We start from the raw sequence: 13,865 nt of genomic DNA on the forward strand, positions 1-13,865 counted from the left end.
AATGTATACTGCCGTACTTGTAGACGACGAACCCCTCGTATTGAGAGGGCTGCATAAACATCCTGTGTGGGATCAACTGCAGATCCATGTGGCCGGAGCCTTTAACAACGGGCTGCAGGCGCTAGAATTTATTAAATCCTATCACGCGGACATTCTGATCACGGATATCCGCATGCCCCTGATGTCGGGGTTGGAGCTTGCCAAGCAGTGCAGGCAATGGGATGAACATATGAAGATCGTCATGATCAGCGGCTATGAGGATTTTTCTTATGCGAAACAAGCGCTGAGCATGAATGTGAAGGATTACCTGCTTAAGCCGATTGACGATGCGGAATTGCTGGACACCATGCAAAAAATCAGGGAACAGCTGGACGAAGAACGGAATATGAAGCGTATAAAGAACAGCTATCACGAATGGTTTCCCATTGCCAAAAATGAAATGATCCGCCGTTGGATTGTGAACAATGAACTGTCCGCGGAATTGCTGCACCTGTTCCAAGACCGGACCATGCCGCAAGAAGAGGGCATGCTTCGGGTAGCCATCGTCGAATTGGATGATCTGACCCTGAAGAAAAGCCTGGTAGCTGTCGATCAACAGGCTGAGCTTGCGCAGGGCGCGATGAATGAGATCATCGTTTTTTTTCAGCAGCAGAATTTGCATTATTATACGAAACTGAACGAGAATCAGATCGCTGTGGTGCTGGAGAAGAAGCGGCAGGTCGAGGAGCTGGAAGTCCTGATTAGGCAAGTCCGCAGCAAATCGTCCTTCACGATAACGGTCGGGCTGGGGAATGGCGTAGAAACGATGGACAACCTGAGCCGTTCTTACATTGAAGCGGCCGACTGTCTCCATGCCAAAATGTATCTGGGCAAGAATCGCCTGATAACCACCTCCCAGGTCCAGCAGGAGATGATCAACAATACGAAGGATCTGGATGAGATTATCGCGGTGCTGCTTGAAGCAGTCTCACAGTATAACGTGCTCGGGGTCTATGATTCAATCAAGGAATTTGTCTCCTGTGCGTCTTCCCTGGAGGGGAATGTCCTCCCTCGAAATATTGCGCTCCATCTAATTGCCCGAATTGCCGGATTTCTGGATGAACTGAATCTGAGTTTGCAAGATATTCCGGAGTTGGGGTTGAATCAACTGGACCGGCTGCTGCACTTTGAAACGCTGGAGGATATTGAAAAATGGCTTCGAAAAAATCTGTTTATTATATCGGAGTACCTGTACTTCAATCGGAACAAAAAGAGGAATAAATTGATTCAAGGCATCGAGGATTATATTCTTCGGAATTTGGGGGGGGAGATTACCCTGAAAAAGGTGGCCAGCCATTTTTCCTTCACTCCGAACTATATGGGACGGATTTTTAAGGAGGAGACCGGAGAAAACTTCAGCGATTATGTCGTGCGCATCCGTTTGAAGAAGGCGGCTGAACTGCTGCGGGAGCATCCGGGCATGAAAATTTATGAGGCAGCCTATGCGACAGGATTTAATCATCTTCCTTATTTCACCAAGCTGTTCAAAGAATCGTTCGGGGTCTCTCCCAGCGAATACCGGAGCAAATCCTGATGAGACTGCCCAATTTGCAAAAGTACTTAATCAAATCCAACTACAAGCTGCTGGCGCTTATTCTTTTGATTGTATTGCTGCCTATTATTACGCTCGGAACCTATTCGTACAAAACCTCCCAGCAAGCTGTCTATGACCGCAATCTGCTTGATATGCAGCGTTCTCTGGATCTGATCTCCGAGGGAGTCGCCTACAGGATGAAAGAGGTAGAGTTCATCGCGGATTTCATTGTCTATGATGAAACGCTGCAGTCGTATATGAAAATGGAGAAGGATGGTTATACGAACTACGAGTTTCTCAACAAATATTTGCATCCCAAGTTATATAATGCGACCTTGAACAAACAGATGAATCTTCAGATTCAATTGTACGTCGGGGAAGGCATGCTGCCTGAGGTCTATGATGGGCATGGGCCTGATCTGGATCCGTTGCGGCTGGGGAAAACCTATCAGATTTATTCGACAGACAAGCTAGAGGGATCTGATTTGCAGCTGTATTATCCCCGGGATATGGTGGTCGATATTACCCGATCAACGCGATGGGAGCAGATTGATAATGACAAGATTTTCAATAATATTTCCTATGTCGTTCCTCTTGTGGACTTGGTCAATTTGCGCGCTATTGGCATGGTGAGAATTGTTGCTCATGTAGAGGATATATTCCGGCTGGAGCGTGATGATTCGAATATTGCCGGTTATGTCGTTCTGAATCAGAACCGAGAGATTGTGAATTCCATGGACAATGGAAAGGCAGGCCTGACCTGGAGTGCCCTTGCACAAGAGGATGTGGTGACCCTGTTCCATGAGATTAAAGGAATGGAGTGGAAGCTGGCGGAGTATGTCCCCAGGGCCGTCCTTTCCGAGAAAATCGGCAGTTTGAAGGCGGCAACGATCTGGATCTGCCTGATTAGCTTCATTGTATTGTTCTTCTTGGCTTACTTGGTCACGCTTACCTTGTCCAAGAAGGTGCATCGCATCCTGAAGTTGGTCCGCTCCTTCCAGGACGGGGATTTCAGCCGAAAAATCGCGGTGGAGGGCAGAGACGAATTTTCGGACATTTCAGCCGCGCTGAACAGTATGGGCAGTCATGTGGATCAGCTGATTCAGGACCTGTACATCAGCAAGCTCGAGGTGAAGGATGCCGAGCTCCGGACGCTTCAGGCCCAGATCAATCCGCACTTTCTTTATAATACTTTATCCGCCATTCAAACCTTGGCTTCGATGAATGAGACGGACCGGCTCAAGCAAATGGTATCGGGTCTGGCCCGATTCTATCGGCTGACGCTCAATGACGGGAAATTTATGATTTCCGTGGAAAAGGAGCTCGCCCAGGTGAAGGAGTACCTGCAAATTCAACAGATCCGTCATGAGCATCTGTTGAATTACAAAATGATCATCGATCCGCAAGTCAATGAATATACGACAATTAAGCTGATCCTTCAGCCTTTTGTAGAAAACTGCATCGAGCATGCCTGGCGGGAGGATGGGCATGATCTGTATGTGGAAGTAGAGGCGCTGCAGGTGAAAGAGGAAATTCACTTCTATATCCGGGATAACGGAAGAGGAATCGAGCCTCATGTAATGGAGGATATTTTTAACCCGAATAATGAAAAGGTCGGCTACGGAATTATTAATGTCAGCGAACGAATTCGATTACAATACGGCGCGTCTTACGGTGTTCATATTTCGTGCCGACCGGGCAAAGGAACCTGCGTATGGATCCGCATTCCCGCCGTACAATCTTGAATTCGGGAACAGAATAAGGGGAGAGGGGAATGTACGATGTTAGATTCAACAAAAATTCAATTGGAAGACTGGACATGGAAGACCGGAGAAGATGGAAGGCAGCGATATTGCAACGAGGTTCTGCTGCAGGGCTTCAAGTTCTATCGTGTAAGGTTAAGCTTGAAGACTGGCTGCGCGGGCACTCTGGCTATTGAAGTGGAGGAGAGCTTGCGTGCTTCTGTTCGTTATCCGGTCAGACCGCCGGTGAAATTCGCGGCAGGAGAGGTCGAGCTTGAGGTGGATTTCTATCTGGAATCCCCGCTGGAGATTCAAATCCAAATCGTACTTTCACTGGAACAAAGCAAGGATGATCTTGACGGTAAAAGGGGGCTGTCGGTTGGACAGGCAAGCCTTCGGGAAATGCCGTCTCCCGAACAGGTAAGAGAAACGGCTGAGATCAAGTTGGATGCCTCCAAGCACGTGATTGAGAATTATAAGGGAATGGGCGTTCAGTGGGATCCGTTTACCGACTACCCGCTGGATGAGCAGCAGTGGAGCAAATTGTCGGCTCGTCTGAACCATCTAAAGCCGGCCTTTTTGCGTACTATGATTTACGGGAACTTTTACTGCAGAGGATTTCATGACGACGGAGGTCCTATTTTTGATTTTGAAAATCAGGAGTACATGCAGCCGTTATATCGGCTTCTGGATTATGCGCAGGACCACCAAATTCCCATTGTTTTTGGAGAATGGGAGCCTCCTATTAAATTTGTCGGCACCCCGCTGGCCGGGATTGACGCTGACGATCCAAGATGGACGGAGATGATCGGCGGCCTGCTGCAGCATCTGATTGTCGTCAGAAAATATACGGTGATCCGGTATTACGACATGGTGAACGAGGTGAATCAGCCTTGGTCCCTGGTAGCCGATTTTGCCAAATGGCAGACCGGAGTTCGGCTATTGAAGAGCAAGCTGGCTGAGCTGGGACTGGACTCGCAGATCGAAGTGATCGGTCCGGGATCCGTATGGGACCCGGATTGGATCAAGGAATCGGTAGATCAAATGCATGACGTGCTTGATGCGTACGATATTCATATTTACGCCGATTACAATACGGTAGTCAGCGGCGAGATGGAGCGCATCTTCGCAGCGAAAAAGGAGTATGTCGTCCTGCATGATCCGTCGGGCAACAAGAAGGATTTCTATCTGACTGAGGCGGGCATGCTGACCGGGAAGACAGACGGAGACTCCCAGCCCCAGGTGAAGCAATTCTGGTATGGGGTCAGCATGGCTGATCTTGCCGCTCAGAGCATGCGAAGCGGATTAAACGGAATCGCGATCTGGGATTTGGATGACGCCATGCACGGCCAGGATAACGGTTATGACAAGATGGATGCAAGATCCATGAAGCAATGGGGATTTTGGAATTCGTGGGGCGATAAGCTGGGCGTCCCGGAGGCTGAGCATATTCGGCCGCACTATTTTGTCTGGTCCTTGATGACTCATTTATTTCCCAAAGGTTCGCAAATTCTCGCTTCCGGCGATTCCGGGCTTGATGGATTAAGAAGCGTCGGAATGAAGTGGGTATCGGGCGGCAAGCTCGATATGACTTATATGATCGTCAATAATTCGGTGACTCCCCGTATCGTGAAACTACGGGCAGAAGGAGTCTCGGAACCGGCAATATTTTTGCGCGAGTATCGTTATTTTGAGGATGATCAAAGAACCGATCGCTTCGGGTACCCTCTTCCATCGGGTATCCGAAGCAATGTGGACTTGGACAAGGGGATTGAAGTTGATCTTCCAGGACGAGGGGTAGTCATCTTGACTACCATGGAAACGGGATCAGGAAAGAAAGAATAGAAGCTTGCGGCCAGAAGCTACAATATTCTGTTTTCTGCATTGATATTCTTTGATTTGCTTTCATGCATATGATGTCTATTTTTGATGTGTTACATTGATCGAAAGAGAGCTGAATTTACAGCATAAAGAGAGGGAGATAGAAATGAAACCGAACTTCCGTTATTTGGACAAACCGGCGCTTGCACCTGTTCCAGGCTGTGACTGGGCGGACAAAATGGTCCTCAACCCGGCAATTGTCAAAGATCCGGCATCAGATAAAATTCATATGTTATTCCGGGCAACAGGCCCATGGCCGCAAAAGAGGAGAGAAGGTTGTCATGACCCTTATCCGATCTTCCTGGGCTATGCAACAAGCGACGATCTGGGTTTGACTTGGGATGCGGATTTTTCCCGGCCCGCATTGGCGCCTGCCCTGGGTTATGAGGAACACGAGCTTTATACGACCGACATTTATGGCAACCGAGTCCGCAACTATGCTAATGGATGTGTCGAAGATCCGAGGATTTTCGAGGTGGAAGGTGAGCTCCGATGAAGGAATGCGCCCGCTCACCTCTGGATTATATTTATTTGTTGGTCAGTTATCCGTAAATTTGACTGTACTGGTTGCAGGTATTCTGTTGGTTTCCACTCCTTTGATAGTGATCTATTTATTATTGCAACGATTCATTATCGCAGGGATTACCGGCGGAGCAGTTAAAGGGTGAAAAATAGCCAGAAGAGAAATGAACCAGCCAACTGGCTGGTTCATTTGCGTTATAGAGTGCTTATTTGAAACGATTTATGCACGAAGGCTCTCCGAACGGCGAACCGTGGCTGCCTAATTGGAAATTTGTGACTCCAAGAAAGGCGTGGCGGCGGAATGATGCTGGATGCAGACCGTAATGAGGTTAAATTGCATATGAGTGGGGGAAGTATGACGCGAACAAAATTTTGGGTGAATAACAGCCGCGCTTTCGGCTGAAGAACGTGAGCTTATCGTCGAGCATTTGAGTAAGGGGGTTTCTTCTGGGAATGTAATTCAAAATAGGAATTTCAGCCAAGCCTAGCGATTTTTCAAAGAAAATACCCTTCCTTAACAAAAACATTGAAAAATGTTGAAGGAACAAGTATGCTAGTAATACTAGTTACAAGGAAGGAAGATTTTGGGGATGAAGAAGGTTACCTTGCAAGTCATTGCCGATCGCTTGAATGTGTCTAAAGCGCTCGTGTCCAAAGCGCTATCCAATGACCCGGCCGTCAACGATGAAACCCGGGAGACGATCTGGAAGACGGCTGAGGAGATGGGATATCGCTTCAAGCATCAGCGCAAGAGTAATATTACGGCGGACAAAACCGGTATTTTAGCGGTGTTGATGCCTCGTGCCTATCTCGATGATATGGAGTATTGGGGCAAAGTCATTCATGGGATTGAAAAAGAGCTAGAAATTCATAACTTCAGCATGATCTTATCCAGCATAGATATCGCGCTTGAGCCCGGTGAAGGGCTGCCGTCCAGTATTTCGGACAAGAAGGCGGACGGCGCTATTGTAATGGGCCATTTGCCGGACAGCTACATGAACTATTTGAAATCGATTTCTTTTCCGTTCGTGATGGTTGACGCGAATATTCTGGACTCCTCCATTAACCATGTGCTTGCCAATAACTTTCTTGGAGCTTATCAAGCTACGATGTATTTGCTCCAATCGGGTCATAGCCGGCTGGGTTTTGTAGGCGATCAGGAAACCTCCTGGAGCTTTCATGAGCGTTACCGGGGATTTGAAGAAGCCGTCCGAACATTTAACCGGAAAGCCAAGTCGGGAGAACTGGCTTCTTTTGAGGTAATTGAAGGGGTGGGCGTTAGCGGCAAAGGCATGTATGTTACCAAAGAGTTCGGAGAGGTGCTGAAGCGGCAGGTCACGTCGGAGAATCCACTGACGGCTCTGTTTTGCGCCAACGACCTGACGGCGTTTGAGTCCTTGAAGCTGCTTGGAGAATGGGGTATTTCATGTCCGGAACAGGTTTCGGTGGTCGGATTCGATGATCTGACCTTGACGGAGCTGATGCAGCCGAGATTGACTACGGTACGCGTGCCAAAGGCCGATATCGGATGCAGGGCGGCGCAAATGGCGCTCCGCTGCATCCGGAACCCGGAAGCTACGGCAGAGCATGTGCTGCTGAGCACCCAACTGATTGAGCGGGCATCGGTGAAAAAATGGAGATAAGCTGAGCAGGGAAAGGGCGTCTGCACCAATTGCAGGCGTCTTTTTTATGTCGGATCATAATATTTTGTATAAATTAATTAAAATAAATTTAAGAAGATATTAAAAGTGTTGAAACAATAATTGAATTATGTTAAAATCAATGCTGTAAGCGATATCATTTTAGGGGGAAGCAGAATGAAGAAAAAGTGGATGTCTTTGCTGGCAGTTGTTATGCTTACAGGTCTTCTTAGTGCTTGCGGTAGCAGCGGCGGCAATAGCAGCAATGAAGCTAACGGGAACCAAACCAACCTGAACAACGGTAACACGGGAACACAGACGGAGCAGCCGGCCGAGCCGGAGATCAGCGGTACAGTCACCTTCTTGACGAACCGCACGGACATGATCGGAAAGGAATATGACGATTATGCCAAACGCTTCAAAGAAAAATATCCGAACGCAGAGATCAAATTCGAAGCAGTTACCGACCTGGATAAGACGACGAAGCTTCGCATTTCTTCCGGTGAATTTCCTGACATTGTCCTGATTCCAACCATTCCAAATTCCGATCTGCCGAAATATTTTGCACCGCTGGATGATCTCGGTTTGACGGATAAGATTTATTTCAAAGATTTCAAATCTTATGAAGGCCAGCTGTACGGAATTTCCGTAGGTGCCAGCACCACGGGTATTGTCTACAACAAAAAGGCGTTCGCAGACGCGGGAATTACTGAAATTCCAAAAACGCTGGATGAGTTCTATGCCGCTTGCGAGAAGCTGAAGGCTAACGGAGTAGTACCTCTTGCTTCCAACTTCAAGGACCAATGGACGCTGTATCCTTGGATTTCCGAGGTCCCGATTTCGTTTGCAGGCAATGCGAACCTGAACAATGACCGGGTGGAGAGCGACACGCCTTATACGATGGACAACGCATACGGACAGGGCTTAACCATCATCCGCACGATGTATGAAAAGGGCTACCTGGAGCCGGACGTGAACTCCACGAACTGGGAGCAGTCGAAGAAAGACCTCGCCAGCGGCAAGTTTGCTATGTATATGCTAGGAAACTGGGTGATTCCTCAGGTTATCGACAGCGGAACGGCCTCGGACAATGTAGGCTTCTTCCCGCTTCCTTACGACAACAGCGGTACCTTGAACGTTGTGCTTGCACCGGACTGGGCTTATGGCGTCAACAAGAACAGCAAAAACCTTGAGACAGCGAAAGCCTTTGTAAAATGGATGATCGAAGAATCCGGATTCGACGACTTCGCCGGCTTCATTCCGATTCTGAAGGACAAAGAACCTGCTGTTCCGCAGCTCGCAGAATTCAACAGCTATAACCCGACTTATATTGAAGCCGTCTCCGATACCAATGAAGCGACGGAAGTGAATAACAAAGCACAGATCACCAAGGAAGCGCTCGTCCAAGAATTTGTGCTGGCCAAGGACCCGCAGGAAGTTCTCGACAAGTACAATAGTGCATGGGCTAAGGCGAAACAGGCGGTAATGAAATAATTGTAGAAGATACGGCTGGGCGGGTTATTCGGGGGATCCCGAGTAATCCGCTTCTGCTTCAAGCTGTAACCGGAATGGAGTGAACGGAATGGGAAATCTCTCTTATAAAACACAAAGAAAAATAATCATGATTTGCTTTTTGACGATTCCGCTGGCAATGCTTCTACTTTTCACCTATTATCCTGCGGTACGTCTCGTATATTTGAGCTTCACCAGCTGGGACGGGATCAGTTCCGATATAAGCTGGATCGGGCTCGAAAACTATAAAGAGGTTTTTTTGAATCCGGATCTGTTCGGCGTATTTCTGCATCAGATTCCTTATGCGCTTATCGGCATTATTCAAAACGTGATTGCGATTCTGTTCGCAGTGATTCTAAATTCGAAATTACGAGGGAGAAACTTCTTCCGTGTGCTGATGTTTCTGCCCTATATCATGAATGCTGTTGCCGTTGCCTTCATGTTCCAGTATGTACTCGATACAACGAACGGTTCGTTGAACGGCATTCTGGGCTTGCTCGGACTTGATTCCTGGCAGCAGAGCTGGCTGGGCAACGAATCCTTGGTCAACTTCTCGTTGGCTTCGATCAGTATGTGGAGATTTATGGGCTACAACATGGTCATATATATCGGAGCGCTGCAGGCGATTCCGGGAGATATTTACGAGGCTGCCAAAATTGACGGAAGCGGACGCTTTCAAACGCTGTGGTATATTACCATCCCGAACATCACCAAAATAATTCAACTGAACATGTTCCTGACCTTAAGCGGCGCATTGGCGATCTTCGATCTGCCGTATGTCCTGACTAAGGGCGGACCGGCTGGGGCGAGCCAGACCTTCCTGCTGAAGACCACGGAAACCGCATTCCAGTTCAATAACTTTGGTCTTGCATCAGCCATGAGCGTCGTTCTACTGTTGATGACGATCTTCATCTTGGGTCTCCAAAATTCAGTCATCAACGGGAAGGGGGAATAACTGATGTCATTGAAAAAATTCGACCCGATTCAGCTGCTAAAGTACATCTTCCTTATAGTCGGCGCATTCGTTGTGCTCTTTCCCCCCTATGTAGTGTTAGTGAATGCATTTAAAAAAGATACCGAGGGCTCCAATCCGTTTGCCCTTCCGGAAAGCTTCTTGAATTTCTCGAACTTTATAGATGCCATTGAACGGGCGGATATCTTCCACGCCTTCGGCAATACGCTCGTCATTGTGGTCGTCACGCTGATCGGAAATATTATCCTCGGCACTATGGTGGCTTACGCACTGGGACGCATTGATTTTAAAGGGAAGGCGGTGATCCTGGGAGCGTTTTTGTTCGCAACCATCATCCCTACGATTACTACCCAAGTCGTAGTATTCTCGATCATCAAGGCCTTGGGGCTATATAATTCGCTGTCTGCTCCGATCTTGCTGTTCATAGGCGCGGACGTCATTCAAATCTATATTTATCTGCAATTTATCAAGAACATCCCTTATGAGCTGGATGAGAGCGCCATGATGGACGGTGCCAGCCTGTTCCGTATTTACCGTACGATCATCTTCCCGCTGCTTGGTCCGGCTACAGCGACACTTGTGATTCTGAAGACGATCAATATTTACAATGAGCTGTATATCCCGGTTCTGTATATGCCTAAGCAGGAGCTGGTGGTCGTGTCCACCTCGATCATGCGTTTTGCCGGTAATAACCAGGCCCAGTGGACTTATATATGCGCAGCGATTTTGATCATTATGATTCCTACGATTTTGCTGTACCTGTTCCTGCAGAAGTATATTTTCTCCGGTGTAACCAGCGGTGCGGTAAAAGGATAGTCCATAAGCAAACATCACATGAGAACAGGATGAGTAGAGAATGAGACCTACAGAATTTATTACCCGCCAGGGCCACAGGCTCATTGTTGGGGAAAGGCCTTTCCGGTTTGGCGGACCCAATATTTATTGGCTTGGATTGGATGAAAATGTAGATGGCGTAGACTGGCCGACCCCTTTCCGGGTCAGGGATGCGCTGGATACAGCAGTTAGAATGGGTGCGACTGTGGTGCGTTCTCATACCTTGGGTGCTTCGCAGGGCTGTGAAAAGGCAATATCTCCAGCGCGGGGTGAGTATAATGAAGAAGCCTTGCGCAGAGTGGATTTTGCGATCAAGGAGGCCGGGGACCGAGGACTTCGCCTCATCATTCCCTTTGTCTGCAACTGGAACTACTATCATGGCGGCAAATCCACATTTACCGCATGGAGAGGATTAGATGATCCCGAGCTGTTTTATTCTGACCGGGAGGTGATTGCAGACTTTAAGAGCTATATCGATTTCCTTCTAAACCGGAAAAACACGTATACTGGTCTTGCTTATAAGGATGACCCGACGATTCTTGCCTGGGAACTCGGGAACGAGCTCAACGGTGCCTCGCTGGAGTGGGTGGAGGAGATCGCGAATTTTATAAAGCTGGTCGATCCTAATCACCTTGTGGCCCACGGCAAGCAATTCGGATTGGAACAGGACAAGCTGCATATTTCGAGCCTGGATATCCTCGATGTACACTATTATCCTGCTAATGACGCGGAAATGCTTGCAGACGCGGAAGAAGTCGCGAAGGCGGGTAAGGTATATATCAATGGAGAATTCGGCTGGCCGGATTGTGATTTGGAGGCTTTCCTGGCGTGTGCCGAGCAGCACGATATCATTTCCGGAACTCTGTTCTGGTCGCTGTTTGGCCATCATGACCGTGGCGGATACGTTCAACACTTTGACGGCTTCTCCGTGCATTATCCGGGAACCGGAGTCAATGGAGAGGTTAAGTCAAGGATTCAGAATCTGCGCAGGCATGCGTTTGCGATGAGTGGTCTTGCTGTACCGACGGAGGCTGCGCCTGCGGCACCGGATTGGATCCATGCCGAAAGGGGAGGGCTTGCCTTCCGCAGAGTGGCCGGAGCGGCCTATTATACGGTGGAGAAATCGGTAGGCGGTGAGCAGGGCCCTTGGAGAACCGTTTATGAGCAGCGGGCAGCCGATGATGCAGTTGTGTGGCTGGACCCGACCCGTGTACAATCCGTATCCGCTTATTATCGCGTCCGAGGAATCAATGTAGAGGGAGTAGCAGGTCCCTATTCCAAAATCCTGCTATCCGAGCCGTTTAAATAATAGTTAGAAGCCTGCCCGGCGAGCCGCGGCGGGCTTCATGCATGCTGCGGCCCTTGCAGGTTTGACAAGCCGTCGCGCTTCTCCTATGCTTATGCACCAGAGGGATTTTCAAGAAGGAGATGATAGGAATGTACGGTGGTGGATTGCCGTTTGAAGAAGTAGCTGCGCAGCAGTTGAATGAACGCTTGGAGAAGGGGGAAGCAAGAGAACCACGCCATTTCTATACGTTTGGGAGCGGATTAACCGAAGCCACAACACGTCATAAAGATCTTGATGAATAAAGGACTGTCAGGTTCGGACTCCGCTTTCCACCGAAATGAGATTAACTTGGCTTTTTAGAGCAGCCAGTTCCCGAGTGAGCGTCCCTTCGTCCTTGACCTCAATGGCTCGCGAATTTTGCCAAATCAAATCCACTTCCGAATGGGAAATCACTGCTTTAGGGATCTCATTTATACGCTTCGCAATGGCTCGCTCCAGCGAATTCGCCGAATGTTCTGCCTGCTGCTAGTGCCGGGCAAGGGAAGCGTACGTGTTTCATCCAATGAGGATTGTATCTACCGTATTGTAGTACGCTTCATCGGAAACCACCCCGTCCACAGACAACTGCATGGTGAGAATTACGTTCCCCATCCTGTGTTCAACTCCTAACCTGAAATATTATGAGACAGCCTGCCTAGATATAGACGAATCGACAGATGAAAATTCATCGGTTTCCGGCCATCCCGGTGTATCCTTCATATTTACCGACCCTGACATAATGCTGTCAGGGTACTTCTATATAATGAGCTTTAAGGAAAAGTCAAAACGATACAGGAACGGTGAACCTGATGGATTCGAATCAATATATCAATCTTGTAGGCTTAAAGGAAAATAACTTAAAAAATATAACCCTCTCTATTCCCAAAAAGAAAATCACTGTTTTCACGGGCGTTTCCGGTTCCGGAAAGTCATCCATCGTGTTCGACACGATCAGCAAGGAAGCCCAGCGTCAATTAAATCAAACCTTTACGGCGTATATTCAAAATCGAATGCCCACCTACAGTCAACCCGACGCATTGTCCATTGAGAATCTGTCTCCGGCCGTGGTGATCGATCAGAAGCGATTAGGCGGAAACGTACGTTCAACGCTGGGTACGGTCACGGACACTTACGCTTTGCTGCGATTATTATTTTCCCGGATCGGGCAACCCTTCATAGGCGAATCGGATGTTTTTTCCTTCAATAATCCGAAGGGGATGTGTCCGAAGTGTCAGGGAATGGGGCGGAGGGTGGAGCCCGATATAGAGAAGCTGTTTGATAAAACTAAATCACTGAATGAAGGCGCGATTTTGTTCTCCACCTTCTCCGCGGGGACCTGGTATTGGCAGAAACATCTCGTCTCGGGCTTATTCGATCCGGATAAAAAGCTGATGGATTACACGGAGACCGAGTGGCAAATGTTGCTTTACGGCAAAGACAAGAAAATCGTACTCCCCTTAAAAAACGAACCCGCCAAGTATTTCGAAGGGGTTATTAACCGATTTAGACGCATGTTTTTGGAAAAAGAGATCCATCAATTATCAAACAATGTCAAGAAGTTTATTACCATAACCCATTGCAAGGCATGTAATGGAACCCGGTTAAGCCACGAGGTATTAAATTGCAAAATAAATGGTTATAACATCGCCCAGTTCGCCGCTATGGAAATAGGCGAGTTGTTAAAGGTCATTGAAGCCATAAATGATCCTATAGCCAAACCGATCATTTCCAATCTGTCCATTCGGTTGCATCATCTTGTAGATATGGGGCTCTATTATCTTTCGCTCAACCGGGAAACATCAACCTTGTCCGGCGGCGAATCGCAACGCGTAAAACTGATACGGCATCTGAACAGCAGTCT

The 13,865-nt window shown here is 48.2% G+C and carries 10 protein-coding genes and 1 pseudogene; all 11 read left to right on the top strand.

All coding sequences use genetic code 11. The annotated features are described in order from the left end of the window. Position 1: 1 nt before the first annotated feature. Positions 2–1,573 carry a response regulator gene (locus tag POTG_RS15240; RefSeq protein ID WP_009225727.1) on the top strand — a complete coding sequence of 524 codons (1,572 nt, stop codon included), beginning with the start codon at positions 2–4 and terminating at the stop codon, positions 1,571–1,573. Beyond that, a complete protein-coding gene (locus POTG_RS15245) occupies positions 1,573–3,318 on the top strand; it encodes a sensor histidine kinase (protein ID WP_009225728.1) in 1,746 nt (581 codons plus the stop codon). Before POTG_RS15240 ends, POTG_RS15245 begins: the two co-directional genes overlap by 1 nt. Before the next feature lie 36 nt (positions 3,319–3,354). Next, positions 3,355–5,160 carry a hypothetical protein gene (locus POTG_RS15250; RefSeq protein ID WP_009225729.1) on the top strand — a complete coding sequence of 602 codons (1,806 nt, stop codon included), beginning with the start codon at positions 3,355–3,357 and terminating at the stop codon, positions 5,158–5,160. A 142-nt stretch (positions 5,161–5,302) separates the two neighbouring features. Beyond that, positions 5,303–5,692 (top strand): exo-alpha-sialidase, encoded by a 390-nt coding sequence (locus POTG_RS15255; protein ID WP_036645727.1) that lies wholly within the window; start codon positions 5,303–5,305, stop codon positions 5,690–5,692. A 616-nt stretch (positions 5,693–6,308) separates the two neighbouring features. Further along, positions 6,309–7,361 carry a LacI family DNA-binding transcriptional regulator gene (locus tag POTG_RS15260; protein WP_009225731.1) on the top strand — a complete coding sequence of 351 codons (1,053 nt, stop codon included), beginning with the start codon at positions 6,309–6,311 and terminating at the stop codon, positions 7,359–7,361. 174 nt (positions 7,362–7,535) lie between these two features. After that, a complete protein-coding gene (locus tag POTG_RS15265; protein ID WP_036645730.1) occupies positions 7,536–8,852 on the top strand; it encodes an ABC transporter substrate-binding protein in 1,317 nt (438 codons plus the stop codon). 88 nt (positions 8,853–8,940) lie between these two features. Next, positions 8,941–9,825, top strand: a complete 885-nt coding sequence (locus POTG_RS15270; RefSeq protein WP_009225733.1) for a carbohydrate ABC transporter permease — start codon at positions 8,941–8,943, stop codon at positions 9,823–9,825. A 3-nt stretch (positions 9,826–9,828) separates the two neighbouring features. Beyond that, entirely contained in the window at positions 9,829–10,659 is an 831-nt protein-coding gene (locus tag POTG_RS15275; protein WP_085982547.1) for a carbohydrate ABC transporter permease, read from the top strand. 40 nt (positions 10,660–10,699) lie between these two features. Beyond that, on the top strand, positions 10,700–11,986 hold the full coding sequence (locus POTG_RS15280) for a glycoside hydrolase 5 family protein (protein WP_009225735.1): 1,287 nt from the start codon (positions 10,700–10,702) through the stop codon (positions 11,984–11,986). Positions 11,987–12,114: 128 nt separating this feature from the next. After that, the gene (locus tag POTG_RS24430; RefSeq protein WP_198136216.1) at positions 12,115–12,267 is read left to right on the top strand and encodes a hypothetical protein; all 153 of its coding nucleotides are present in this window, start codon (positions 12,115–12,117) and stop codon (positions 12,265–12,267) included. A gap of 546 nt (positions 12,268–12,813) precedes the next feature. Next, positions 12,814–13,865 (top strand): annotated as a pseudogene (locus POTG_RS24435) (excinuclease ABC subunit UvrA); the annotation flags it as partial.

Origin of the sequence: Paenibacillus sp. oral taxon 786 str. D14 (assembly GCF_000159955.1) — a bacterium.
Taxonomy (GTDB): Bacteria; Bacillota; Bacilli; order Paenibacillales; family Paenibacillaceae; genus Fontibacillus; species Fontibacillus phoenicis.